This is a genomic window from Williamsia sp. R60 (assembly GCF_054063855.1).
The window spans coordinates 58629-84084 of the sequence record NZ_JBSSGR010000002.1; the positions used below are offsets into that span (position 1 = coordinate 58629).

27 protein-coding genes and 1 tRNA gene are annotated in these 25456 nt (G+C 64.2%); 16 read left to right on the plus strand and 12 right to left on the minus strand.

Features of this window, described 5'->3' with window-relative positions; all coding sequences use genetic code 11:
• Positions 1–64: 64 nt before the first annotated feature.
• Together ACVWY6_RS07020 and ACVWY6_RS07025 are read right to left on the minus strand one after the other, a co-directional pair.
• The gene (locus ACVWY6_RS07020) at positions 65–730 is read right to left on the minus strand and encodes a GntR family transcriptional regulator (RefSeq protein WP_023956697.1); all 666 of its coding nucleotides are present in this window, start codon (positions 728–730) and stop codon (positions 65–67) included.
• Positions 731–777: 47 nt separating this feature from the next.
• The gene (locus ACVWY6_RS07025; RefSeq protein WP_023956693.1) at positions 778–1242 is read right to left on the minus strand and encodes an SRPBCC domain-containing protein; all 465 of its coding nucleotides are present in this window, start codon (positions 1240–1242) and stop codon (positions 778–780) included.
• 112 nt (positions 1243–1354) lie between these two features.
• On the opposite strand from ACVWY6_RS07025, the gene ACVWY6_RS07030 reads away from it, so the two are divergent.
• Positions 1355–1708, plus strand: a complete 354-nt coding sequence (locus tag ACVWY6_RS07030) for a hypothetical protein (RefSeq protein WP_457537033.1) — start codon at positions 1355–1357, stop codon at positions 1706–1708.
• Here the strand turns inward: ACVWY6_RS07030 and ACVWY6_RS07035 are convergent.
• Positions 1705–2676, minus strand: a complete 972-nt coding sequence (locus ACVWY6_RS07035; RefSeq protein WP_457537035.1) for an intradiol ring-cleavage dioxygenase — start codon at positions 2674–2676, stop codon at positions 1705–1707. The genes ACVWY6_RS07030 and ACVWY6_RS07035 overlap by 4 nt on opposite strands.
• Before the next feature lie 174 nt (positions 2677–2850).
• Positions 2851–3282: a YybH family protein gene (locus ACVWY6_RS07040; RefSeq protein WP_457537037.1), complete on the minus strand. Its 432-nt coding sequence runs from the start codon at positions 3280–3282 to the stop codon at positions 2851–2853.
• A gap of 39 nt (positions 3283–3321) precedes the next feature.
• Between ACVWY6_RS07040 and ACVWY6_RS07045 the strand changes: the two genes are divergently transcribed.
• The gene (locus tag ACVWY6_RS07045) at positions 3322–4179 is read left to right on the plus strand and encodes an ATP-grasp fold amidoligase family protein (protein WP_243404493.1); all 858 of its coding nucleotides are present in this window, start codon (positions 3322–3324) and stop codon (positions 4177–4179) included.
• Positions 4180–4223: 44 nt separating this feature from the next.
• Here the strand turns inward: ACVWY6_RS07045 and ACVWY6_RS07050 are convergent, their stop codons facing one another.
• The 4 genes from ACVWY6_RS07050 to ACVWY6_RS07065 all read right to left on the minus strand — a co-directional run bounded on the left by ACVWY6_RS07050 (position 4224) and on the right by ACVWY6_RS07065 (position 7970).
• On the minus strand, positions 4224–5435 hold the full coding sequence (locus tag ACVWY6_RS07050; RefSeq protein WP_457537039.1) for an NAD(P)/FAD-dependent oxidoreductase: 1212 nt from the start codon (positions 5433–5435) through the stop codon (positions 4224–4226).
• A gap of 44 nt (positions 5436–5479) precedes the next feature.
• Complete coding sequence (locus ACVWY6_RS07055) at positions 5480–5767, minus strand: hypothetical protein (RefSeq protein ID WP_152538024.1); 288 nt, start codon at positions 5765–5767, stop codon at positions 5480–5482.
• A 256-nt stretch (positions 5768–6023) separates the two neighbouring features.
• The gene (locus tag ACVWY6_RS07060) at positions 6024–6260 is read right to left on the minus strand and encodes a hypothetical protein (protein ID WP_030168661.1); all 237 of its coding nucleotides are present in this window, start codon (positions 6258–6260) and stop codon (positions 6024–6026) included.
• A gap of 351 nt (positions 6261–6611) precedes the next feature.
• Positions 6612–7970, minus strand: a complete 1359-nt coding sequence (locus ACVWY6_RS07065) for a glutamate decarboxylase (protein ID WP_457537042.1) — start codon at positions 7968–7970, stop codon at positions 6612–6614.
• 163 nt (positions 7971–8133) lie between these two features.
• Here ACVWY6_RS07065 and ACVWY6_RS07070 point away from each other — a divergent pair, with 163 nt between their 5' ends.
• The 8 genes from ACVWY6_RS07070 to ACVWY6_RS07105 all read left to right on the plus strand — a co-directional run bounded on the left by ACVWY6_RS07070 (position 8134) and on the right by ACVWY6_RS07105 (position 14801).
• Positions 8134–8973 (plus strand): hypothetical protein, encoded by an 840-nt coding sequence (locus tag ACVWY6_RS07070; RefSeq protein WP_457537044.1) that lies wholly within the window; start codon positions 8134–8136, stop codon positions 8971–8973.
• Positions 8970–9764: a class I SAM-dependent methyltransferase gene (locus ACVWY6_RS07075; protein ID WP_084247964.1), complete on the plus strand. Its 795-nt coding sequence runs from the start codon at positions 8970–8972 to the stop codon at positions 9762–9764. The genes ACVWY6_RS07070 and ACVWY6_RS07075 overlap by 4 nt, the downstream gene beginning before the upstream one ends.
• Positions 9761–10501 (plus strand): class I SAM-dependent methyltransferase, encoded by a 741-nt coding sequence (locus tag ACVWY6_RS07080; protein WP_457537046.1) that lies wholly within the window; start codon positions 9761–9763, stop codon positions 10499–10501. Before ACVWY6_RS07075 ends, ACVWY6_RS07080 begins: the two co-directional genes overlap by 4 nt.
• An 87-nt stretch (positions 10502–10588) precedes the next feature.
• Complete coding sequence (locus tag ACVWY6_RS07085) at positions 10589–11581, plus strand: ABC transporter substrate-binding protein (RefSeq protein WP_457537048.1); 993 nt, start codon at positions 10589–10591, stop codon at positions 11579–11581.
• A 22-nt stretch (positions 11582–11603) separates the two neighbouring features.
• A complete protein-coding gene (locus ACVWY6_RS07090; RefSeq protein ID WP_031331857.1) occupies positions 11604–12704 on the plus strand; it encodes an ABC transporter ATP-binding protein in 1101 nt (366 codons plus the stop codon).
• The gene (locus ACVWY6_RS07095; RefSeq protein WP_023956668.1) at positions 12701–13396 is read left to right on the plus strand and encodes an ABC transporter permease; all 696 of its coding nucleotides are present in this window, start codon (positions 12701–12703) and stop codon (positions 13394–13396) included. Before ACVWY6_RS07090 ends, ACVWY6_RS07095 begins: the two co-directional genes overlap by 4 nt.
• A complete protein-coding gene (locus tag ACVWY6_RS07100; RefSeq protein WP_457537051.1) occupies positions 13393–14094 on the plus strand; it encodes an ABC transporter permease in 702 nt (233 codons plus the stop codon). The genes ACVWY6_RS07095 and ACVWY6_RS07100 overlap by 4 nt, the downstream gene beginning before the upstream one ends.
• 155 nt (positions 14095–14249) lie before the next feature.
• The gene (locus tag ACVWY6_RS07105; RefSeq protein WP_400726856.1) at positions 14250–14801 is read left to right on the plus strand and encodes a putative glycolipid-binding domain-containing protein; all 552 of its coding nucleotides are present in this window, start codon (positions 14250–14252) and stop codon (positions 14799–14801) included.
• On the opposite strand, the gene ACVWY6_RS07110 is transcribed toward ACVWY6_RS07105, so the two are convergent.
• A complete protein-coding gene (locus ACVWY6_RS07110) occupies positions 14774–15778 on the minus strand; it encodes a prephenate dehydrogenase (RefSeq protein WP_457537053.1) in 1005 nt (334 codons plus the stop codon). The two genes, ACVWY6_RS07105 and ACVWY6_RS07110, sit on opposite strands and share 28 nt — an antisense overlap.
• 73 nt (positions 15779–15851) lie before the next feature.
• Between ACVWY6_RS07110 and ACVWY6_RS07115 the strand changes: the two genes are divergently transcribed.
• The 6 genes from ACVWY6_RS07115 (at position 15852) to ACVWY6_RS07140 (ending at position 20373) form a co-directional block, all read left to right on the plus strand.
• Positions 15852–16361: a tRNA adenosine deaminase-associated protein gene (locus ACVWY6_RS07115; protein ID WP_023956660.1), complete on the plus strand. Its 510-nt coding sequence runs from the start codon at positions 15852–15854 to the stop codon at positions 16359–16361.
• A 23-nt stretch (positions 16362–16384) separates the two neighbouring features.
• On the plus strand, positions 16385–16843 hold the full coding sequence (locus ACVWY6_RS07120; protein WP_457537055.1) for a nucleoside deaminase: 459 nt from the start codon (positions 16385–16387) through the stop codon (positions 16841–16843).
• Positions 16844–16975: 132 nt separating this feature from the next.
• Positions 16976–17185, plus strand: a complete 210-nt coding sequence (locus ACVWY6_RS07125) for a CsbD family protein (RefSeq protein ID WP_023956656.1) — start codon at positions 16976–16978, stop codon at positions 17183–17185.
• 89 nt (positions 17186–17274) lie between these two features.
• Positions 17275–17365, plus strand: a tRNA-Ser gene (locus ACVWY6_RS07130).
• A 496-nt stretch (positions 17366–17861) separates the two neighbouring features.
• The gene (locus ACVWY6_RS07135; RefSeq protein ID WP_457537057.1) at positions 17862–19031 is read left to right on the plus strand and encodes a Fic family protein; all 1170 of its coding nucleotides are present in this window, start codon (positions 17862–17864) and stop codon (positions 19029–19031) included.
• A 316-nt stretch (positions 19032–19347) separates the two neighbouring features.
• Positions 19348–20373, plus strand: a complete 1026-nt coding sequence (locus tag ACVWY6_RS07140; protein WP_457537059.1) for a GAF domain-containing protein — start codon at positions 19348–19350, stop codon at positions 20371–20373.
• Positions 20374–20382: 9 nt separating this feature from the next.
• Here ACVWY6_RS07140 and nuoN read toward each other — a convergent pair whose 3' ends face one another.
• Genes nuoN through nuoL form a run of 3 tightly spaced genes read right to left on the minus strand, consistent with a single transcriptional unit; the run spans position 20383 to position 25453 of the window.
• Positions 20383–21996: an NADH-quinone oxidoreductase subunit NuoN gene (gene nuoN / locus ACVWY6_RS07145; RefSeq protein ID WP_457537061.1), complete on the minus strand. Its 1614-nt coding sequence runs from the start codon at positions 21994–21996 to the stop codon at positions 20383–20385.
• The gene (locus ACVWY6_RS07150) at positions 21993–23561 is read right to left on the minus strand and encodes an NADH-quinone oxidoreductase subunit M (protein WP_457538528.1); all 1569 of its coding nucleotides are present in this window, start codon (positions 23559–23561) and stop codon (positions 21993–21995) included. The genes nuoN and ACVWY6_RS07150 overlap by 4 nt, the downstream gene beginning before the upstream one ends.
• A complete protein-coding gene (nuoL, locus tag ACVWY6_RS07155; protein ID WP_457537063.1) occupies positions 23558–25453 on the minus strand; it encodes an NADH-quinone oxidoreductase subunit L in 1896 nt (631 codons plus the stop codon). Before nuoL ends, ACVWY6_RS07150 begins: the two co-directional genes overlap by 4 nt.
• Positions 25454–25456: the final 3 nt, after the last annotated feature.

Below are 25456 nucleotides of genomic sequence, written 5' to 3' on the forward strand. Positions count from 1 at the left end.
GTGTGTCACGGCCGTTATCAACCATTACGTTCGAGTTAACGGCCGAGAGTTCGTATACGAAGCGCTACTTGATCAGTCGCCGAACCAGATCTTCGTCTTTCTTCACGTGCTCATCCATCAGATAGCCCGCCTGAAAGGGGGAGCCGTCCAGAACGGCACCGGCAATCGCCGTGTGGTCACGCCAGCATCCGTCGGCCCTGCTCTCCACGTCGCGGTCGAAGACCCACGCGATGCGCCGCAGCGTGTGTTCGAGAGTGCGGGCCAGTTCGTGGTTCCCGGAAGCCTCGGCCATCAGCGTGTGGAAGCGAAGCACCAGGGGAGGGACCTGATCATGATGCTTCAACCGCTCGGCCTGTGTTCCCGACTCGATGACGAGACGCAGTTCGGCAGCGAACTCACCACCGCTGCGCTCGGCGGCCAGTCGGGCACCGAACACCTCCAGACCTCGACGGACCTGCATCAACTCGATAGCGTCGGCCCGTGACGCGCCTGACACGGTCGCTCCCTTGTAGCGCTCGAGGTTGACGAATCCTTCGCTCTGCAACTGCGACAGCGCCTCTCGGACCGGCACCCGCGACACCCCGAATCGTTCGGCGAGCATGGGTTCCGGGAGACGGTCGCCCGGTTGCAGCTTCCCATCGAGAACGTCGTCGCGGATCGCTGCAGCAATCGCTTCCCTGGTCGCCGGCTCTCTTGTCATCGCAGCGGCGACATCCGAGTCGGTGTGCATCCGGTCAGGATAGATGCAGCCGGGGGTTCGTGACCTGCTCGGTCAGGTCAGGAAGCAGTCGCTGCGGCCAGTCGCGCAAGGGTGTCGGACAACTGGTCCTCGGTGACGAGCGGGAACTTCACCTGCTCGAGGAGCTTCTTGTCGGTGACCTTGGACCAGTCGTACGTGTGCCGGACCAGCGTCTCGTTGGGGCCCTGAGACTCCAACTCCCACAACCACTCCCAGCCGGGAGGTTCCGTACCGGCGGGTGCGGTCTTCCATGCCAGCAACTTGTCTTTCGCGTAACCGGAGACGTGGTTGTCGGTCTTGTACTCGCCGCCCATGTGGTCGCCCTGCATGTTCATGGTGAACACCTCGCCGACCTGCTGGATCCGATCGGCGTGGTCCACGCCGCGGATGAACCCCGAACCATCGAGCTCTTGGTGCCGCTCGGGGTTGGAGAGAACGTCGAAAACTGCGTCGACGGGCGCATCGATGGTGCGTTCGACTGTGACCTTCGTGTTTTCGCTCATGCCCCAACACTGCCTAAGAATCGCTGACACGGCAAGGCGGCCCGCGTCGCCCCACCATGTCTGCCCCCGCGAATCGATATGCATTTCGAGTGGACACGTGCACACTGAACGTATGACCCAACATCGTGCGCCCATAGTGGCGGACAACCCGTTGGCGCTGATCATGCTGGCTGAACTACCCCAAGAAGTGTCATCGGCCGCGTCCGGCGAGCAGACGGGCACCGTGACGCCAGAGATGCTCACCGAGTACATGGCCCTCATCGACCGGCACTGTCCGGCCTCGGCGACGGTGAGTTCGGCGACGTTGCATGCCGCAGTGAACGCACAGCTGGCTGTGTACGCACCGACGATGCCCGAGCTCTGCGCCAGTTACCTCAACAGCCACGGCGGGTTCGGGGCCAACATCTGGGTCAAGGCGGCAGTCCTGCAGCTTCGTGATGCGCTGGTGGACGGACGCACGAGCTAGCCCGTCGGGCCACCGTTCGGCATTCCGCCGGGTGGGGCACCGCCCCCGGGCATCTGGCCACCCGCGGGTTCGGTGGTGGCGTCGACCCCCACGGCCAGGGCAACCGTGTAACCGCCGGTGACGTCGCCGGTCACCGAGGCCAGTTGGGCGGCACCGGAATCGTCACCGAAGACGTTGTCGCTGTCGAGGCCGACCCGGGCGAGGTTGGCCACGGAATCCTCGTACCCCGCAGTCGCGTAGACCGCGTCGCACACGTCCTGTGGAAGCGCGACCTGCGAGGTGGAGATGGCATTGGCGGAATCGGTGATGCTGTTCTGGTCGGGATAGACCTCGAAATGGATGTGAGGCCAGCGGCCGCTGTAACAAGCGGGAAAGATGCTGATGAACTCGACCTTTCCGGCCGCATCGGTAATCTGGACGCCGCGCAGGAAGTTCTGGTCGGTGACCCCGTCCGAGTACAGGGAGTATCCACCTTCACGCGTGCAATGCCACACGTACACAGCGGCGCCCTCCAGTGGGACACCTCCGTTGGCGAGGTCGGAGACCGTCAGCTGCAAGGTCATCGGAACCCCGTCGGCAGTCCCGCTGAAGTCGCCGAAACTCGAGCGGATGTCGGTGCGGACGATGCCGCTCTGTTCGAGTACGTTGGGTCCGTTGGACCCGTCCCCCGGATAGGGGCCTGCTGTCTCGTCAGGAATTTCGGTCAGTGCCGTCGATGACCCGGTGCTTGTTGTGGTCGATGCAGCCGTCGTCGCGGAGCTGGTGGCCGAGTTCGAGTTGCTCGACCCTCCGCACGCCGCCAAACCGACGGTGGCTGCACCCAATCCGAACACCGCCAGCATCCTGCGCCGACTGAACAACGTATCCACGTCGAAAGCCAACCCCTGGTCGACCACCTCGTCGGCAGGCCGGGGCAGTCGGCGACCCTCGTAGGTCGGTGTCGAATCACGTTGCCTGCGCTGTGTCATGTTGCCTCCTCGGTCGATCCGGTTCGATCGTCGAACCGGGTGACATCAGTCTTGATCGACAACCTGGCAACCAGCTGGACGCCCGCTGCGAAGACCCCACCCACGGTGAGCGGGCGGCCGCTGCGGGGTTGAGCGGGTACCGAAAAACATGCGGCGCAACGGTTTCGAGTGGGCTCAGCCGGCGGGCGGTGGTCCGAAGGTGCGCGGCGGTGTGCCGGGAACCAGTGAAAGATGAGTGTGTATCGCCTGCCACGGTTGGCCGACGTCTGATCGGGTCAGCAAGACCGTCGAGCGGCCCGGCCGTTCGAACGGCGTCCCGTTCTCGGCGTAACCGGTAGAGGTCCACAGGCACAGCCCCCAACCGGTGAGCTTGTCATCAGACGTGCCCGTCACCATCGAATCCAGGTCGAAACGGAACTCGGCGATACGGCCCCATATGGAACGCCATTGCTCGTTCTCCAACTCGTCGATGCCTCGGACCAGTCGCATGTAGGTCCCGAAGCCGACGACGTCGGGGGCGAACATCGTGCGGGCCTTGTCGTAGTCGACGTCGACGATCAGTTGACGCCAGCTCTCGAACCAATCCCGGATCGTGATGTCCTGCAAAGTAATCCTCTTCCGCCATAGGGGGCTAGTCTGATGCCGATGTCTGACACCACCGTAGCGCGGGTCGCGCTCGCCGCGATCATGCGAATTCCGCTGACACCGAGACGAATTCTGTTCTATGGTGCCCTTCACCGACGCCTGCCGCGTCTGCGGAATCCGCAACGTTTCACCGACAAGGTCAACTGGCGAGTGCGCCATGACCGCCGCGAGTTGCTGGCTCCCACGTGCGACAAGTTGGCCATGAAAGAACTGGCGTCTGCCGCCGCCGGAGATTCTGTGAGGGTTCCGCAGACCCTCTGGGCGGGAACCGATCTGCGGGACCTGGGCTCGGTCGATCTGCCCGATCGGTGGATCCTCAAGCCGGCACACCGGTTCGGCAAGATCATCGTGGGCCACGGACGTCCCGACCTCGACGACCTGCTCGCCCGGACCGACGGGTGGCTCGACAACGAGAACTGGCAGCTGATGGGCGAGTGGGGGTACAGCCGGGCCACGCCGCGAATCCTGGTCGAAGAGCGGATCGGTACATCCGATGTCCTCCCCTCGGACTACAAGTTCTTCGTCTTCGCAGGCGTCGCGCGATACGTGCTGGTGGTCTCCGACCGAGTCGCAGATCCGCGGGCCTCGTATTACGACACCTCGTGGAATCGGGTCGCGACGCATCCCGGGGCGGAGGACCTCCCGCTGGTGCCTGCGCCGCCCCATCTGTCGGAGATGATCGCGATCGCCGAACGCATCGCGCAGGGATTCGATTTCCTCCGCGTCGATCTGTACGACGTCGACGGCCACGTGTGGTTTGGCGAAACCACCGCATATCCGATGAGTGGGCTCGGCCGGTATTCGCCGGATTCCTTTGATGAAGAACTCGGCAGCTGGTGGACGTTGCCCGACCTCTGAACCGGTGTTGCTCCGAATCGCCGGCGCTGCAGCCGATCCCGGCCTCAGAGCCGACCCTTGAGAATGAGGTTCCAGTACGTCTGCGGCAGTCCGTAGCGGTCGAAGGCCCATGCCGATCGTCGTGGTTTGAGCGGGTCGACAAACGACGGTAACGATGACTCGACGGTGCCGGCCCGGTCGAACTCACCGGCGATCAGCCTGTGCCCGTCGATGGCGACGGGCGCGACCGTGTATCCGTCGTACTCCGCCAACGCTTTTCCCTCGCGAGCAGCGATCAGGTTGTCGACGAGGATTGCGATCTGCCGACGCAGCGCACCGCCGGACGGGTCCGTGGCCACCGCGGCCCCGTCTCCTGCAGCCCAGATGTCGGGGTACGTGTGATGACGGAACGTGTGGGGGTCGATGTCGACGAGACCCCGGGGATCGGCGCCGGAAAGCCCTGACAACTCGACCCACAAGGGCCCACGGAACGGCGGGACCAGGTGAAGCATGTCGTAGGGCAGTCGTTCGACCGACCCGGTGGCCCCCGTCACCGATATCTGCTGACCCTCGGGATCGAGCTCGGTGACCGCTGTATTGCGCAACACCCGCACGTCGAGGTCGGCGAGAAGGCTGTACAGCCGACCGTCGAGGTCGGGCACCCCCAGCAACTCGGGACGGTCGACCACCAGGGAGATGTCGACCCCGGGCAGTCGGCCGGTCTTCTGCCAGTGGGCTGCAGCCAGGAAGAGTGGTTTGAGCGTGGTGCCGGTACAGCTCACCGGCGCGCGAGGCACTGTGAACACGGCCCGTCCGCGAGCGGGCATGGACTTGACCAACTCCCATGTCTCCTCGGCCCGGTCCACGTAATTGCTGGCGACAGCAGAGGATTCGAGGGCCGCGTCGACACCGGGTAGTGCGTCAGCATCCGGGACGAGCCCGGGCCCGAGAACCAGGTCTCGGTAACGGTAGGTACGGCCTGACGCGCACAGCACCGTCTGCGACGGCGCATCAACCGAGATGGCTGTGTCCTGAACCCATGTGCACTGCTCGGGGGTCACCGATCGCTGGGTTCGTTCGGCGTCGTTCAACGTCGCCTGACCGCCACCCACATACGACAGCAGTGGCCGATAGGTGTGGACCCTCTGCGGCTCGATGACAGCGACGTCGGTGATGCCCTTCTTGATCAGCCGGGCCGCGGCACTGATCCCGGCGTTACCGCCGCCGATGACCAGAACGTCGAAGTACTGATCCGCTGTGCTCGCTGCTGGGGTCATATCGGCCCTGTACCCAGAACCTCCGGTGACCACCCGTCGGCGAATCACGCACCGGTGTCGACCACATCGCGTTGAACGAAGATGACCATCGGGTCGTCGGGCGCGATCATGATGCACGCATCGTCGCTCAGCGTGAGCATGACGGCGCGGGTGGTGTCGATGGACGCGTCGAGTTGGTCGAAGATCTCTGTGGCCAACTGACTCGGGATCTCGAAGCGGTGGTCGTCGAGGTGGACCGCGGTGACCGCCTCAGCGATCGCTTCGCCTGCGGACTCGTCGGCGTCCGACAGAGGGATGTCGGATGCAGTCGACTTCCTGCCCTTGTCGACCATCAGCATTCTCCTCAACGTGTGGTGATGAGTCAGCCTAAGAGATTTTGGGCGATCTGGCACCTGCGCCTGGGTGCTCGGTCTAGTTTCGGCCGTGCGTCACCGTCTCCGGTCCCAGGTGATGCTGCGGGGACGGAGTTCGAGGATGACATCGGACCACCTCGTCGTGGTCCATGCCATGCTGCGAGAGTCAGCGGCGCGATGGTCGGCGATCAGGCAACACATTCCTCACCGAGGCGACCGCACGGCCGGCTGGTGGTCAACTCATCACCAGGGCCTCCTGCACCGCGGCGTAGAACGCCTTACCCGGGTCGCCGAACACTTCGGTCTCCGGAAAGTACATCGCGGCCATACCGCTGAGGAGTGACCCGCACGCGCCGGGACGGACCGCGACGGCAAACCACATGCCGATGGAGACACCTTGGATGGTGCGGGTCCAGTCGGCGCGCTCCTCGATGGCATTGGCAACACTCAGCATCAGCTTCGGATCCTTCATGCTCCGAACCCCCGTGCTGCGAAACCGCTCTGCTTTTGGGTGGTGATCGGTGGGCATGTCGACAAATGCATTTTGTTCTCCCTGGAGGGGTTGGACAGCTGGCCACTTGGCCAACTGCCCTGACCGTCGCACGAGAGACGCCTACTTGTCGCAGGTCAATGAGTAATTGCTGGTGAGTTGATAAAAGAACATGCGGAATTAACGACCGAAGAGCAGAAAGTACTCGTATCAATCGTCAGGAGGGTGGTCACCGGCCCGGCGGACAGTGGTGCGATCGCCGCCCATCCCGCCGCTTGCGGTGGAGTCGCCCCGTGGCAATGTGACCCAGGACACAAATGTCAGGGACAGAAATCAGTGAGCAAAATGCTGGGTTTTCAAATGGCCGCCGGCCTGTATCTTGCGTAGTCCGTCCATCACCTCGACGAGGTGCTGATGCAGGACGCGGGCCATGTCACGCGAGAACCCCTCCCTCACCACGACCCTGAGAACGGCGACGTCCGTGGCGTCGTCGGGCATCGTGTAGGCCGGTACCTGCCAGCCGTACACCCGGAGTCCATGAGAGATGTCGAAGACCGTGAACGGGCAGGGATCATTCAGCTTGAACGTCACGACAGGGATGGCCGAACCGTCGGTCAGGACCTTGATCTCTTCTTCTTCGGCGATCTGCCCGGCGAACCATTGGGCCGTGCTCGACAACGCTTTCATGATGTCGGTGTAGCCGGCGCGCCCGAGCCGCAGGAAGTTGTAGTACTGGCCGATGACCTGGTTGCCGGGGCGCGAGAAGTTGAGGGTGAAGGTGGGCATGTCCCCACCGAGATAATTGACGCGGAACACCAGGTCTTCGGCGAGGTCCTCTTTGCCCCGCCAGACCACGAAACCGACTCCGGGATAAGTGAGTCCGTACTTGTGCCCGCTGACGTTGATCGAAACCACGCGCGGCACCCGGAAGTCCCACTCGACATCGGGATGCAGGAACGGCAGTACGAAACCACCACTGGCCGCGTCGACGTGGATCGGGATGTCCGGGCCGCCATCGGCCGCGAGCTTGTCCAGGGCGGCGGCGACCTCTTTCACGGGCTCGAGTTCGCCCGTGTACGTGGTCCCTGCGATCACCACGACGCCGATCGTGTTCTCGTCCACCGCCTCGGTCACCTGCTCAGGGGTGATGACGTAGCGACCCTCCTCCATCGGCAGATAGCGCGGTTCGACCTCGAAATAACGGCAGAACTTCTCCCAGACCACTTGAACGTTGCTGCCGAGGACGAGGTTCGGTGTGCCACCCGTCTTCTTCTCGCGCCAGCGCCATTTGAGGGCGAGCCCGCCGAGCATCACGGCCTCCGATGAGCCGATGGTGGAGGCGCCGGTGGCCGTCGATGCGTCCTCTGGGTCGAGTCCGGGAGCGTGGAACAGGTCGGCGACCATGCTCACGCACCGAGACTCGATGGCCGCAGTCAGCGGATACTCGTCTTTGTCGATCATGTTCTTGTCGAACGTCTCGGCCATCAATCGCTCGGCCTGCGGGTCCATCCAAGTGGTCACAAATGTAGCCAGATTGAGGCGCGAATTGCCGTCGAGCATCAATTCATCGTGAATGAAGCGATACGCGATTTCCGGCTCCATCGAATCGTCCGGAATTCTCAGTGCCGGGACACCCTCGACAGCGAGTCGGCCGGTGTATGCGGGAGCGATCAATCCACGTTCGTTCGACATTTGAACTCCATCGCGTTGGATGAGACGCGGTGCTATTCGACGCCCGCGAAGCGCTTTGATCGTACCGTTTGCCGTGCGCGTGTATGGGGAAACGATTTCTAGGTCTGCGTACGCCGCGCCGGTAGTGTTTGACTCCTGAAGGTCGAGCTGAGGAGCAAAACGTATGGGGCCCGGATATGGCAACGATCCCAACAAGCCGGATGAGCCGTACTGGGGCGGCCAGGATCCTCGGCAACCGCAACAGCCGTACTGGGGTCAACCCTCGGATCAGCCGGGTCAGGGTCCGAGCGGTACCAGCCAGATGCCCGCGTACGGGTCCGGCCCGACTCCCCAATACGGCGATCCCCAATACGGCGGTAACCAATACGGCGAACCGGCGTATGGACCGCCCGCCTATGGTCCCCAAGGTCAGCCTGCGTATGGGGAGCCGTACGACCCGAACAATCCCTACGGCAACAACCCTTATGGTGGCGGGCCTCCATACGGAGAGCCTCCTTATGGAGGCGGCTACGGCGGTCCCCCGAACGGGCCCGACGACGGGGGCAGCAAGAAAACCCTGCTGATCATCCTGGGCGTGGTGGTCGCACTGATCGTGGTCGCCGGCGGAGCGTTCGCGGCCCTGGCTCTGATGGGAGATTCCGACAACGACTCGCCATCGGCGACGTCCACCTCGGCAACGTCGACCACGGAGACGACAACCACCCGGGAAACCGACGACACCACCACCACGGAAACCACCACCACGGGTTCGACATCGGGAACGGTCGAGTACGAGGTGACCGGGTCGGCGATGCTGATCCTGTACAGCGATCGTGACGGCGAGAAGACCGAGTCCGATCCCCGCACACCGTGGACCAAGACCATCGACCGCGCGCCGGATACGTTGCAGCTCAGTGCATTTTCGATCGACGGCAATGACGTGACGTGCTCGATCAAGGTCGACGGGAAGGTCGTCGCCGACGAGAAGGGTGTGTTGGCGGTCTGCGTCCATCTCGGCTCATGAGCACGCCATGGGCTCGGGGTCGGTACCGGACGGTGGCAGATCACCTCGTCCCACTCGCCGAGGACCTGGTGGCCGTCACCGGTCGTCGTACGCCCTTGGTGGGTGCGGTCGTCTACGACCTCGCCTGCGGAACCGGCAGCGCGGCACTGCTCTGCGCCCGTGAAGGGGCTCAGGTCACGGGGGTCGACCTGACCGTCGAACTGCTCGAAGAAGCAGAGGTGGAAGCGGCACGCTCGGGTCTCGACATCCGCTGGGTGTGTGCGGACGCGAGCGCGACCGGACTGCCACCGGCCGACGTGGTGCTCTCCAGCGTGGGCATCATCTTCGTGCAGCCCGAACCTCAGATCACCGAGGTCCGCAGATTGCTGGAGCCCGGCGGGACATTCGCGTACACCGCCTGGGCATCGGCGCCGGACCAACCGCTGTTCGCACCGATCGCCGACGTGCTCGGCCCGTCGCCGGCGCCGCAGTTCGGTGACGTGTCGCCCGAATCGTGGGCCGACCCGGCAGCCATCGAACAGAGACTCGCCGATGGCTTCATCGATGTTGTGGTGGACGAGCGCGACCATCTGTGGCAGTTCGGTTCCGTGGACGAGGCGATGCATTTGGTGACCAGTGAGTCCCCGGTGCACGTCAACCTGCTGTCGATGATCGACGACGAACGAGGTCAGCAGGTTGTCAACGGTTTTCGGGACGTGTTCGGTGACCTCGCGCACGCCGACGGCTCGGTGACCTTCGCGGCCCCGTACGTGGTGGTGAGTGCAACCAGGGACAGGACGTCGTGGCAATGACCGACCCTCACAGGCAAGCGCGGATGGCCACGTCGTTCGGTCGCGAAGCAGCGTCGTACAGCAAGGGCCGGCCGGACTATCCGGAAGCTGCAATCGCCCATCTCGTTCCGTCCGACGCCCGAGTGGTCGTCGACATCGGTGCCGGCACAGGCAAACTCACCGCGTCGCTTCTGTCGCCGGGACGGACGGTGATCGCGGTGGAGCCCGATCGGGTGATGCTCGACGCATTGTCCTCGGCGTTGCCGACGGTGCACTCGGTATCGGGCACTGCCGAGCAGACGACACTCGACGACTCGGTGGCCGATGTCCTGACCTATGGCCAGGCCTGGCACTGGGTGCAGCCCGAGCCGGCGACCGCCGAAGCCGCCCGGGTACTGCAGCCCGGTGGGCGGATCGGCCTGGTGTGGAACATCCGGGACGAGTCGGTTCCGTGGGTGGCCGCGCTCACCGACATCATGTCCGCCAGCGCTGCCGAATTGTTCGTGGCCAGGGGAGGACCCCGGTTACGAACGCACTTCGGTTCGTTGGAACACAAGGCCTTCGACTGGGAGCGTCGGATGACATCGGAACAGCTTGTTGCGATGGCAGCGTCGCGCAGCCATGTCATCACCGCAGCCGAGGCCGAACGCACCCGGATCCTGGCGGGGGTGCAGGAGCTGGCGGATGATGTGGCCGACGGCGACGGTGTCATCGTGTTGCCCTACCGGACGCACGTGTACCGCGCCCATCGACTCTGAGAGGTCGGCACGTCGAGTTCGGCTCACCATGAACGAAATCGGCCGGCCATGCTGACGCCGTCGCTGCGGTGGTGTTCTATGGAACAGATGCGAACGCTCCCTCGCCGGCGGACCTGGATCAGGCTCACCCTGGTGCCGTTGATCGTCATGCTGCTGGCGACCGTCGTGGCAGGATGCTTCGATCCCCTCAACCGTGCGGGATCGCGTGATCCCGATCCCCGTCACGTCGTCGTCGGATCAGGGGGCGTGCTGGAAAGCCAGATCATCGGTCAGATCTACATCGACGTTCTCGAGGCCAACGGGTTCACGGCCGAGAACCAGCTCAATTCGGGTACCCGTGAGCGTTACCTTCCCGCCCTGCGCGCCGGCGACATCGACATCGCCCCCGACTACATAGGGAACCTGCTCCAGTATCTGGCAGCGGCCGCTCCCGGCCTGTCCGAGGACGAGGTGACGAAGTACTCGTCGCTGACGTCGTTGCCCGACATCGAGAATGCGTTGCCCGCAGTACTCGGTGACGATCTGCTGACCTACACGCCGGCTCCCGGGTCCAACTCGGACTCGGTGACCGTCACCCGACAGAGCGCAGAGAAGTGGAACCTGGTGTCCATCGCAGACCTCGCTCGAGTGGCGCAGTCGGAGACCGTCAGCTTCATGGCCAACAGTGAGTTCGCCACCCGTGAGGTGGGGGTACCGGGCCTACGCCGAAACTACGGGCTGGACGTGGATTTCAAACCCAACAACGACAGCGGCGGACAGGCCACCATCAACGAGCTGACCAGCGGACGGGTCACCGCCGCCGACATCTACACCACAACGCCCGCGATAACCACGGAAAACCTTGTGGTGCTCGAAGATCCGAAACACAACTTCCCCGCCAACAACATCGTGCCGGTGCTGGCGAAGTCGAAGGACTCGCCGGAGCTACGCAAGGTGCTCGACGCGGTGTCGGCACAGCTGACCGTGGAGGAACTCCGAAACCTGAACGAGATGGTCTCGGGTACACAGAAACTCGAAGTCGAGGACGCGGCAGAACGCTGGGTGAGAGACCACGGGCTCAACAAGCAGCTGGGGTCATGAGATGACCGATGGAAGGAAGCCGATGATCACCTTCGATGCGGTGACCAAGACCTACCCTGACGGCACCACCGCGGTCGACAACCTGACCCTGGAGATCGAAGAAGGCAGCTTCACTGCCTTTGTGGGTCCGTCGGGATGTGGCAAGACCACCTCGATGCGCATGATCAACCGGATGATCGATCCGACGTCCGGCACCGTGAAGGTGGACGGACAAGACGTGAGCACCACCAACCCGGTGACGCTGCGACGCGGTATCGGTTACGTGATCCAGAGCGCCGGTCTGATGCCCCACCAGCGAGTGGTCGACAACGTGGCCACCGTCCCGGTGCTTGAGGGCGAGTCGCGCAAGTCGGCCAGGCGCGCGGCGCTCGAACTCCTCGAGCGGGTCGGTCTGGACTCGACCGTCGCCACCCGGTACCCGGGCCAGCTGTCGGGCGGACAGCAACAGCGTGTCGGTGTGGCAAGGGCTTTGGCTGCAGATCCGGCCATCCTGCTGATGGACGAGCCGTTCAGTGCTGTCGATCCCGTCGTGCGCGAGGACCTGCAGAACGAGATGCTCCGACTGCAGGCCGAGCTGCGCAAGACCATCGTCTTCGTCACCCACGACATCGATGAGGCCGTCAAGCTCGCCGACCGGATCGCGATCTTCGGCAAAGGCGGTGTCCTGCGCCAATTCGACACCCCGGCGCGACTGCTCGCCGCGCCCGCCGACGAGTTCGTGTCCTCATTTGTCGGCCGCGACCGCGGATATCGTCTGCTGCAGTTCAATTCGGGTCAGGACGTGAAGATCGAGCCGCTCGAACCGATCACCGAAGCGCAGATCGACGGGCTGGTCCTCGGCGCCGACGAATGGCGGCTGGTGACGGTGAACGGAACCCCGTTCGGTTGGGTCGACGCCGATGGGGTGCGGGCGCATTCCGGTGGGGCGTCGCTGTACGACAGTTGTTCAGCCGGTGGGTCGCTGTTCAGTGAGTCCGGGTCGTTGCGCCAGGCACTCGATGCCGCGTTGTCCTCGCCCTCGGGAATCGGTGTGGTGGTGGACGGCCAAGGGACCGTGAGCGGAGGGGTCCGCGCCGCCGACGTGCTCGCTGCTCTCGAACAGCAGCGCAAGTCGGCATCATGAATTACCTCTTCGACCACTTCTCGAAGGTATGGGAACTGACGCTCGAGCACATCAAACTATCGATGATCCCGCTGGCGGTGGCGCTGGTCATCGCGATTCCGCTGGGTCTCCTGGTGTACCGGTCCCGGCCGGCGCGGCGGGTGACCATCGTGATCGGCTCGATCATCTTCACCATCCCGTCCATCGCTCTGTTCATCGTTCTGCCCTCGCTGATCAACACGCGCATTCTCTCCGACGTCAATGTGATGGTGGCGCTGGCCTTGTATTCGACTGCGCTGCTTGTGCGTTCGGTTCCCGAAGCGCTCGACGCCGTGCCTCCGGCCGCTGTCGATGCCGCCAAGGCCATCGGATACAAGCCGTGGCAACGCGTGCTCAAGGTGGAACTGCCCCTGTCGATCCCGGTGCTGATCGCCACCATTCGCGTGGTGTCGGTGACCAACATCTCGATGGTGTCGGTAGGTGCGGTCATCGGTTTCGGCGGCCTGGGACGGTTGTTCACCGAAGGCTATAGCCGCAACTACACCGACGAGATCGTCGCCGGCATCATCGCCGTGGTGGTTCTCGCACTGGTGATCGACCTGGTCCTCGTGGTGATCGGCCGGGTGCTGACCCCGTGGGCACGCGTCGGCCGGGGACCGGGCAGGTTGGCACGTAGCCGGATGAACCTGGCCAAGGAGGCGGCACCGGCATGAGCAACATCTTCAGCGACACCGTCAGCTACCTGTCCACCGGAACGAACTGGACCGGCACCGAGGACTCCGATGGATTGCTGGTCGAGATCGGCCAACACATCGGCTACACCTTCTACGCAGTGGCGGTCGCGGCGTTGATCGCGGTCCCGATCGGTCTGCTCATCGGTCACACCGGCAAGGGAGAGGTGGCGGTGGTGGGACTGGTGAACGTCCTGAGGTCGTTGCCGACCCTGGGTCTGCTACTGCTCTTCATCTTGTGGATGGGTCTCGGACTCACCCCCACGATCATCGCGCTGATCGTCCTCGCGATCCCGCCGCTGCTGGCCGGCACCTACGCGGGGGTCGCCAATGTCGACAAGGCAGTGGTCGACGCATCCCGGGCCATGGGCTTGAGCCATCTGCAGGTGCTGCTCAGAGTGGAGTTACCAAACGCACTCCCACTCATCCTGGGTGGCCTGCGTAACGCCACGCTGCAGGTGGTGGCAACCGCAGCCATCGCCGCCTACGCCGGCCTGGGTGGCCTCGGACGCCCGATCTTCGACGGCCTCGCCACCTATGACTACCCGCCGATGATCGCTGGGTCGCTGCTGGTCACGCTGTTGGCCCTGATTCTCGACGGCATCCTCGCAGGTGTCAGCTGGGCGTCGGTCCCGGGGACTGGACGGTTGCGACGCACTCCTGACCTGTCCACCGCCTGATCAAAGGGGTGGACCGGCCAATGTGTGCCATTGGTTCGGAAACATGGGGTCTGGTCGCCTACCTTGAAGGTGTGAATTCCCCAGACGTGTCCCAAGAGGCAACCGTGCTCCAGCCAGGGTCGGCCGGTGTCTCTGACAACAGCGACTTCAAGACAGTGATGACCTGGCGTGGGATAGGCGAGGATCGACTCGAGCAGGTGCGTGTCGCGGTCACCGGGAATCGGGTGAAGGCGTATGGGCGAATCGTTGCTGCGGCAACCGCCGACCGAGAGGCCTTCAGCGCCTCGTACGACCTGGTCACCAACGATGCCGGTGTCACCAAGCGGTTGTCGCTGCACCTCGTGCGCGCGGGTGGGGACGCCCAGATCTCGATCACCCGCGACAACGAGGACACCTGGCTGGTCCAGACTGCCCGCGGCATGGAACGCAGCGACTTCGGCGGTGCACAAGACGTCGACCTGGCACTCAGTCCCTTTTTCAACGCCTTGCCGATCCGCAGGCTGGGCCTGGGCAAACCCGCGGCCGCGCCGGTCGCCGTCCCCGTTGCCTACCTCTACCTGCCCACGGGCGAGGTGAAGTCGGCAACGCTGCAATACACACCCGGTGACGATGGCGTCGGGGTGGTCTCACCGGTGGCCGACACCACCCTCACCGTCGACGACAACGGCTTTGTCATCAACTACCCGGGGTTGGCCGAACGGGTCTGACCCGTCCACACCCCGCCGCGGCGGGCGGCGTCACGCAGGGCCGCCTCCCAGCCGTCGGAACCGATCACCACGTCGGTGACGGGCACGTCGGCGGTAGCGTTGATCTGCTCGTAGCGCTTGCGTGCGCGGTGACCGTCGTCGACGAGGATCTCCACCGAGCCCTCGTCGCGCAGTTGGTCGCGGGCACGGGTGAGGCGGTCGATGGTTTCGCTGAGTGCGCTGAGCAAGGCGATGTCGTTCGCCTCGAGCATGGCCCGCTGCGCAGAGGGTTTGGTGCCGGCGACGCGTGTCCCATCGCGGAACGAGCCCGCCGCGAGCCGCAACGCGAGTTCACCTTCGCCGGCGCCCACCACAGCGGTCACGGCGGCCGTGAGGTGAGGTAGATGGGAAATGCCCGCGACAGCGCGATCGTGCTCATCGGACGCCGCGGGGATCACGCGGGACCCGACCTCGAGGGCGAGCTGCGCAACGGTCCGCCACACGTGGGGATCGGCGCCGTCGTCGGTGGCGACCACCCAGACCGCGCCGTCGAAAAGAGCGGGGTCGGTGGCCGCCCAGCCCGAGTCGGCCGAACCCGCCATCGGGTGGCCGCCCACGAAGTTGCTGCTGAGCCCTTGTGCGTGAACCGCGTCGGCGACCGGCTTTTTCACGCTCACCACATCGGTCAGCGGACACCGGGGAGCGTGCTCGGCGACGGCCGCGACGATCGCGGCAACTGTGGGGGCAGGCGTCGCGATCACGATCAACGCCGACTGCTCCGCTGCGCGGGCGAGGGTCGCGACGAGGTCGGTGGACACGTCGAACCCGCTCTCGGCGGCAGCGGCGACGGTGGCCTCGGAGCGGTTGTAACCGAACGCCGGCCGACCGCTGGCGGCCAGTGCCCGCAGCAACGAACCGCCGATCAAACCCAGGCCCAGAACACAGACAGAGGGCCGGGGCTGTGGCGAGGTCGCGGTCACTCGATCAGATTGGCACATGCGGGCGGTACGCAGGTCACGCGGCTGCTCGTAGAGAGTTGGGTTTACCCGCGCCGACCGCTACCGTGACCGCATGGCAGCTGCAGGTGCGGATGATGTAGATGGTTTCGCCATTGCGGTCGTCCGGGAGGACGGCAAGTGGACCCTCACCGCAATGGATCGCAGTGCATTGGCCGAACTCGGTGAAGCCGAGAATCGGTTGCGGGGCCTGCGCAGCGCCGGAGCGGTGTTCGGACTGCTCGACGTGGACGACGAGTTCTTCATCGTCGTGCGGCCGTCGCCGTCGGGAACAAAACTCTTGATCTCGGACGCCACAGCGGCAATCGACTACGACATCGCCGCCGATGTACTCGACGTGCTCAATGTCGAGATCCCCGACATCGACCCCGACGAGATCGATGATGTCGAACCGTGGGAAGAAGGCGATCTGGCCATTCTCGCCGACCTCGGTCTGCCGGACTCGGTGATGAGCATCATCGTCGGTGACACGGATCTGTATGCCGACGAACAGATCGGGATGATCGCCGCCCGACTCGGTTTCGCGGACGAGCTGTCGAAGACGCTCGAGAAGCTCGGTCACTGAGCACTTTTCGTGAGTCGGGTGACATGGGTACCGATGAGCAGATGATCGAGGCGGCACTAGCGGCCGCCGCCGGAGCCGACCCCAGAGACGTGCCCGTGGGCGCGGTGGTCTTTGATTCCAGCGGCACCGCCATCGCGCAGGCCGCAAACGCGCGCGAGGCGACCTCCGATCCCACCGCACACGCCGAGATCCTCGCGATCCGAAAAGCGGTCGACGTGGTCGGCGACGGATGGCGGCTCACGGGTTGCACCATCGCCGTGACCCTCGAGCCGTGCACCATGTGCGCGGGCGCCATCACCCTGGCCAGACTCGATCGGCTGGTGTTCGGTGCGTGGGAGCCGAAGACAGGGGCCGTGGGCTCTTTGTGGGACGTGGTGCGCGACCGACGCAACGTCCACCGTCCACAGGTGCGCGGCGGTGTACTCGCCGACGAGTGTGCCGCGGTCCTGCGCGAGTTCTTCGCTGCTCAACGACCCTCGTGAGGTCATAGCCGACGCGGGTGATCGCCGACTCGTGAATCGGGTTGGAATCGAGTGGCAGTGGGTACCCCTGAACCACGCGACAGTCGCGTGTGATGCACCTTTGGTCACAGATCGAGTCAATTAGGAGGATCCATGGCTGTATCCGACGATGCCAAGAACAAGGCCGAAGATCTCAAGGGCCGCGGGAAAGAAGCCGCAGGGAGCCTGACCAACGACCACGACCTCAAGAACGAAGGCAAGGGCGATCAAGCCAGTGCCGGCGCGAAGCAGAAGGTCTCTGACGCTGCCGACGCCGTCAAGGGTGGCGTCGACAACCTCAAAGACAAGCTGACCGGCCACTAAGAGCCGCTCATACCGCCGAAGGCTGTCTGTACAGCCGGACTGACCAGCGGATTGTTGGCTCAGCCCGGCCCTGCGGTACAGTTTTCGGCGGTGGCGTGTCCGAGCGGCCGAAGGTGCAGCACTCGAAATGCTGTGTACGGTAACCCCGTACCGAGGGTTCAAATCCCTCCGCCACCGCCAGCGAACAGCCCCTCACCTGATCCAGGTGAGGGGCTGTTTCTGTGCCTTGAGGGGAATGTCTGCCCACATCACTCACTGTGGCCCGCGAGGGCGTCGTCCGCGTATTAGCCTCTGCAGCAACAAGTGAAGGTGCCGATGTGCAAGCCTCTGCTGACGGGAAAGTCACCGCCGCCAGCACCGAAGCCGTTCCTCGGAACCGCAGTGACCGGCGCGGCATCAGGCGCACTCGCCGAGATTGCCACCGCCTGACCCAGACCTGCGTCAATCCACCATCGGCTGTCTTCGTCGTCGATCGGCAATGGATTGTGCAGCGAGACGGCCAATCACCGGTGCTTTCACACTCTGGCCGACAGGTGCTGTACCAACGCACAGAAGGAGCCCGTCAAGGTTCGTGTAGCGGCGTTAGGGTGGGCCCCAAACTTGAATTTGCACGGTCCGTTTTCAAGGTTGAGCCTGTAACCTTGAAATCACACTGTTGGTTTTCAAGGTTGAGGTCATGGACGAAGCAAAGTTAAAGGACAGCCCAGTAGGGACGTTGGTTCCCATTAGTGGCTACGACCCACGGTTCCGGGAGGAGTACGAGTGCGTTGCGTTCGTGCCCGTGGATCTGCCGGTTGAACTTAGCCTCAAAGCGTCCACCTACACCGCGGTTGTCGACGCGACCGCGGCCCTCGCGCGCGCGGATCAGGCCGCGTCGCTATTGCCAAACCCTGCACTACTTGCACGACCAGCTACTCGCCGGGAGGCCGTCAGTACGTCGGCCTTGGAGGGCACTTACGCTGCACTGTCCGACGTGTTTGAGGCCGATTTTCTTGAGAGGGATGAGCTCACAGACTCTGTTGGGGAAGTGCGGAACTACGTCACCGCGGCCGAGCGGGCGTACGAACTTCTCGAGCGCGGCCATCCGATCACCGTGAGACTGCTCGAGGATCTGCAGGCAGAACTGCTTCGGGGAACTGCGAGCGATGGCAACCTTGCCGGCAGCGTTCGGACCACCCAGGTTTTCATCGGTGTAGGAAATCGCCGTGTTGCGTCAGCACGGTTCGTACCTCCACCAGCGGATCATCGACTGATCGATGGCCTCCAAGCCTGGGAGGCATGGGTTCGTGAAAGCCACTCGCTGCCAACTCTCATCCGTGTCGCCGCGGCGCACTACCAGTTCGAGACGCTTCATCCCTTCCACGACGGCAACGGCCGGCTTGGCAGGCTCGTCGCGGCGCTTCAGATGATGTCGTCTGGAGACCTTAAGTACCCAGTCTTAAACATCTCACCATGGTTGGAGCAGAACAGATCTGAGTACCAAGACGGACTCCTTCGGGTGTCGCAGACTGGTGAATGGGACGACTGGGTCTGTTTCATCTGCGCGGCGATTCACAGCGAGTCTCTCGAAGTGGTCGCGCGAGTAGACAAGCTCCTGGCCCTCCGGGAGAGCTTCCAGATGACACTCCACGGAGCAAAGGGCGTGTCACTGAGGATTGCGGACGACCTTGTCGGCTATCCGATGATTACGGCATCGGTAGCCAGCAGGCTCTACTCGGTCTCGTACCAGGCTGCTAACACTGCGATCGCAAAACTTGTGGATCTGGGGATTCTTAGGCAGCGCTCGGCTGGGCGGTACGACCGAATATTTCAATGCGATGCAGTACTGGGCGCGTTGGAGTACTGACCGCCGCGTGCTCACAATGTGCCGACATCGCACGCGAACTAGGGTGATCGACGGTGATGCGCATCGACGAGTGAGTGCAGCTAGGGGAGGTGTTGAACCCTGACCACGGTGTCGATTAGGGTTCAAATCCCTCCGCCTCCGCCACCGCCAGCGAACAGCCCCTCACCTGATTTAGGTGAGGGGCTGTTTCTGTGTTGTATCGAGTCCGATGGTTCCGCATGAGGTCGCACCCGGGCGGTGGGGTGTAATCGGTGACCGGGGTATCCGTCGCAGCGGTGGTGCGGCATGACAGCGATTTCTTGTGTTGGGGGTCTTCATGGGTCACGGCTGGATTCTCATCGAGTGCATGGGCAATGGAGAGCCCACTCTCGTGTTCGACAGGGTGAGGCCACGGCGCTATTCGTCGATCCGCCGGCGCGACAATCTGCGGAGTCCCCAGGTGACCGCGGCACTTCTCACGATGGTCGGCGACGTTGCCGGCTCGCGGAGCACCGTTCGCCGAGTGCTCTCCGCCGACAAGAACGAATCGCTGATGATGGTCGGGCATCCCGTCGAAGGACCCGGAGGCAGTGTCTACGGCGTCCAGGTGTGGGTGGGCCTCGAGCACGAGCTGCCGCCACCCCGCCGGCTGGTCGGAGCGTTCCTCTGGGATCCGGCAACACAGCTGACCCATCATGGGCCGACCATCGAGACCGAGATCCTCGGCATCACCGATCCACAGACGACCCGGGTGAGCCCCGAGGTGTTCAAGTACTTCGAGGCGTTCCCCCGCGAGGGCGAACTCGGCACGTATGTGGCCGACATCATGGCGGGGAACATCACGGACGGCGAAGCATTCGACAGCGACATCACCGTCCGCCGGGACGATGGGGATCTGGCCCAGGTGTACATGACCATGCGCGCGGTCAAGAACCGCGACGACACCTGGGGGTTGCGGGGAATCGTCCACGACATCACCGACGTGCGCGAACCCAGTTCGGCCGCAGCCTACAACCGCCGGACGGCCCGGGTGGTCGCGCGGCTGGTGGAAGGGGAGTGGGGCATCGGGCATGTCGACTTCGCGACGGGCATCGTCACCGAATGGCTGACCGAGCCGCCTGCCCCGCTGGATCGATGGGCCACGCAGAATGCAGAGTTCCATCCCGACGACATGTCCACGGTCATGGAAGCCCAGATCGCGGTGGCGACCGAACGTATACCTCGGGCCGAATACGTGGTCAGAGTGCGGTTTTCGGACGGGCCATGGCACGGCGCACGCATCACCCTCACTGCCGCGACCGCGGGGTCGAACGGACACGGGCTGATGCGAGTGGAGTCCGCGGGTCGAGAAGGCAAGGTGTGAGGGCCGGGCTCAACTCAGAAAGGCCGCTGCCTGATTCACGAGGTCGAGGAGCGGTTGAGGAACGATGCCGAGGGCGATTGTCGCGACAGCGCCGAGACCGATGACAAAGGTGGTCGCCGTGTTCGGTACGACTACGGTGGGGGCGTTGTCGACAGGTGGCTCGGAGAAGAACATCAGCACGATGACCCGGACGTAGAACACCACGGCGATTGCGCTGCTCAGCACCCCGACGATCACCAGCGGAACGGCGCCGCCGGACGCAGCCGCCTGAAACACCGCGAACTTGCTGACGAAGCCGCTTGTCAGAGGGATGCCGGCGAACGCGAGTAGGAACAACGCGAAAGTCCCGGCCACCAACGGAGACTGCCGTCCCAGACCCGCCCACCGCGACATCTCGCCGACCTCGCCTGCCCGGTCCCGCACCAGGGTCACCACGGCAAATGCGCCGACGGTACTGAATCCGTAGGCGACGAGGTAGAACATCGTGGACGACAGTCCTGCGCGGTTGAGGGCGACAACACCGGTCAGGATGAAACCGGCGTGCGCCACAGAGGAATACGCGAGCATGCGCTTCATGTCGGTCTGGGTGATCGCAACGACGGAGGCGACAACCATCGTCAGGATCGCAACCGCCCACAACACCGGACGCCACTCGTCTTTCAAACCGGGCAGGGCCACGTAGAACAATCTCAACATCGCACCGAACGCGGCGACCTTGGTGGCTGCGGCCATGAAGGCGGTGATGGGCGTCGGCGCGCCCTGGTAGACGTCCGGGACCCAGTAGTGAAACGGCACCGCACCGATCTTGAACAGCAAGCCGATCGAGACCAGGCCCGCCCCGATCAAAGCGAGCGTCCTGTCACCGGCCTCGGCGTCGATGGCTGCGGCGATCTCCGGGAAGTCGACCGACCCGGCGTAGCCGTAGAGGAACGCCGCCCCGAAGAGGAAAAACGCCGATGAAAAGGCGCCCAGCAGAAAGTATTTCAACGCCGCTTCCTGCGAGAGCAGCCGGCGACGACGCGCAAGACCGCACATCAGATACAACGGCAGCGACAGTACTTCGAGCGCCACGAACATGGTCAGCAGGTCGTCGGCCGCGGGGAACAACAGCATGCCGCCGACCGCGAACAGCATGAGGGGGAACACTTCCGTCTGCGCGAGTCCGGCAGTGGTCGCTCGTCGTTCCGGCTCGCTGCCCGGCACGGTGGACGCAGCAGATGTGAACGCGTCCAGCGACTTCACCCGGCCACCGGCTGCCGCGCCCACCCCGGCGCCGACGGTCACGCCCGCCATGGTCCGCTGGGCGATGAGGGGGATGGACAACGCCGACACCACCAAGATCGTGCCTTGCATGAACAGTGCCGGGCCGTCGACCGCCACGGCGCCGACCGCCACGGATTCGCGTGTACCGGCCAGTGCCACAACAGCTGTGAATGCTGCCACCAGGCCACCGACGCTCAGGAGAAGCTGCAACGCGTACCGGAATCGATCGGGTGCAAACGCCTCGACCAGTACTGCGGCCACCGCCGCCGCGAACACGATCAACATCGGTGAGAGTTGTGCGTATTCGATCGACGGCGCGGGCAGCACGTCCTGGGCAGTATCCAACGCCCAACCGTTCATCGGTCACCTCCATCGGGCTCGGCAACAGCCGGTGCGGGGTCACGCTCGTCGATGACGGTGAGGGTGTGGCCCACGGCTGGATCGATGACGTCGAGCACCGGTGCGGGATAGATGCCCAGCGCCAGCAGCAGCGCCAGAAGGGGTGCCACCACCAGCATTTCGCGGCCGTGCAGATCGGTGAGGCGCTCGGTGCCCTTGTTCACGGGGCCGGTCATCACCCGCTGGTACATCCACAGCACGTATATTGCGGCGAGCACCAGAGCCACCGAGGCGCAGACGGCCGCCACCGGGTAGCGGGTGAAAGTGCCGATCAAGACCAGAAACTCGCTGACAAACGGACCCAGCCCGGGAAGCGACAGAGTCGCCAGGCCCGCCACCAGGAAAGTGCCGGCCAGCAGTGGTGCGACTTTCTGAACCCCGCCGAAATCGGCGATGGCCCGTGATCCGCGCCGCGACACCAGGAACCCGGCAATCAACATCAGTGCCGCGGTGGCGATGCCGTGATTCACCATGTAGAGCGTGGAACCGGACTGTCCCTGACTGGTGAGTGCGAAGATGCCCAGGATGATGAAGCCGAAGTGGGAGATCGACGTGTAGGCGATCAGTCGCATCAGATCGGTCTGGCCTATCGCGAGGATGGCGCCGTAGATGATGCCGATGACCGCCAGTGTGACGATCAACGGGGTGAAATACCTTGTCGCATCGGGGAACAACTGCACGCAGTACCGGAGCATCGCGAAGGTGCCGACCTTGTCCACCACGGCCATCATCAGCACCGCGCCGGCGGGGGTGGCCTGTACTGCCGCATCCGGGAGCCATGTGTGCAGCGGCCACAGCGGTGCCTTCACCGCAAAGGCGAACATGAAGCCCAGGAACAGAGCTTTGCCGACAGTCGGGTCGATGTCCAGCGAGCCGGAGGAGACGGCCGAAACGATCTCGCGGAAGTCGAACGTGCCGCCGCCCTGGTCGGCGGTCACCACGTACAGGCCGATCACCGCGGCCAGCATGACCAGGCCCCCGGCGAGGTTGTACAGCAAGAACTTCACCGCCGCGCGCGACCGCTGGCCCGGGGCCTGTTCTGCCGCACCGAAACCCGCTATGAGGAAGTACATCGGGATCAGCATGGCTTCGAAGAAGATGTAGAAGAGGAAGATGTCGAGCGCGGTGAACGACACCATGACCATGGCCTCGACCAGCAACATCAGTGCCACGTAGCGATGGGTCGCACGCCGTCGGTCGGCGTCGGCGTCGTTCCACCCGGCCAGGAGCAGAAGGGGGAGCAACACGGCGGTCAACACCACGAGCGCCAGCGCGATGCCGTCGATACCGAGCTCGTAGCGGGTCCCGAAAGCGGGTATCCACGAGCGTGATTCCACGAACTGGTATTGATCGCCACCGGGATCGAAGCGGACCGCCAACACAATGGCGAGGGCGAGCACCCCTAGAGACGTTGCCAGCGCTGCCCATTTGGCGACCACTCGTAGTCGAGGAGGCAGCATCAAGATGACAACCGCACCGATCGCCGGTACCACCCACAACAGTGTCAGCCAGGGGATTGCGTTCACCACACCCTCACCAACATCATCATCGCGACCAACAGGGCGCCTCCGGCGAACATCGACAACGCGTACGAGCGGACGTATCCGGTCTGCACTTTGCGGAACAGCGTGGATGTGGCGCCGACGGCGCCGGCGAGTCCGTTCACCAGGCCGTCAACGCCTTTCGAGTCCGCCGACCCCAGTGCTCCGGTCAGCTTCTGGCCAGGTCGCATGAACGCCGCCTCGTTGAATGCGTCGCCGTAGAGGTCGCGGCGGGCTGCGACGGTGAGCGCGCGTCCCTTCGGTGCGACAACGGGAATGTCGCGTCGGGCGTACTGCCGCCAGGCCACGGCGACGCCGGCCAGCACCACCGCGAGTGTGCCGGCGGTGATCACCCAGATGGGAACGGGCAGCTCGTCGTGGTGCTCACCGACCACCGGTTCGAGCCAGTGCTGCAGTGAACCACCGAATGCCAAGAACCCACCGGCAAAAACGGACCCGAGGGCCAGCAGGATCATCGGTCCGGTCATCAAGGCAGGCGACTCGTGTGGGTGCGCGGTCACCCCGAGGGTGTCAGCCGGCCAGCGCTTCGTGCCGAAGAAGGTCATCAGCATCACGCGTGTCATGTAGAACGCGGTGATACCGGCACCGAGCACGGTGACGATGCCCAGGATCACGCCTTTCACACCACCTGCTGCCCAGGCTGTTTCGATGATCTTGTCCTTGGAGAAGAAGCCTGCGAACGGCGGGATCCCGATGATGGCCAGATAGCCGAACCCAAAGGTGACGAAGGTGATCGGCATCAGCGCACGCAAGCCGCCGAAACGGCGCATGTCGGTCTCGTCGTTCATTGCATGCATCACCGACCCGGCGCCGAGGAACAGACCGGCCTTGAAGAAGCCGTGTGTGATGAGATGCATGATGGCGAAGGCATATCCGGCCGGCCCCAGTCCGGCGGCGAGCACCATGTAACCGATCTGGCTCATGGTGGAGGCGGCGAGGGCCTTCTTGATGTCGTCCTTGGCGCAGCCGATGATCGCGCCGAACAAGAGCGTGACCGCGCCGACGACCACCACCGCGAGTTGCGCTCCGGGCGCCAGGTCGAAGATCGGGCCCGACCGGGTGATGAGGTAGACGCCGGCGGTCACCATGGTCGCGGCGTGGATGAGCGCGGACACCGGCGTGGGGCCCTCCATGGCATCCCCGAGCCAGGATTGCAGCGGCACCTGCGCCGATTTGCCGCACGCGGCGAGCAGCAACATCAAGCCTAGGAAGGTCAGTACTGTCTCACCGGCCTCGTCGGCTCCGGCGAACACCTCGGCGAAGCCCACCGACCCGAACGTCGCGAACATGATCATCATCCCGATGGCAAGACCCATGTCGCCGACGCGGTTGACCACAAAAGCCTTCTTCGCTGCTGCGGCCGCCGACGGGCGCTGATGCCAGAATCCGATCAGCAGGTAGGAGGCAAGTCCGACGCCCTCCCAGCCGAGGTAGAGACCGAGGTAGTTGTCGGCGAGGACCAGCAGAAGCATGGCTGCCAGAAAGAGGTTGAGGTAGGCGAAGAACCGCCGGCGATCAGGGTCATCGGCCATGTAGCTGACCGAATAGATGTGGATGAGCGAGCCCACACCGGTGATCAGCAGGACAAAACACATCGACAACTGGTCGAGTTGCAGACCGAAGTCCACACGCAGCTCACCGACGGGCACCCAGGTGAAAAGGTCCTCGTGGACGGCGCGTTCGTCGCCGGGGCGCCCGAGCATGTCGGTGAACAGCACCAACCCGTAGACGAAAGAGGCGATCGCCATGAGGGAGCCGAGCAGATGACCCCACGGGTCGGTGCGCCTGCCTGCGAGCAGCAACACGATCGACCCGACGAGCGGGAGCGCCGGCAGGATCCAGATGGTTGTGTTCATCCG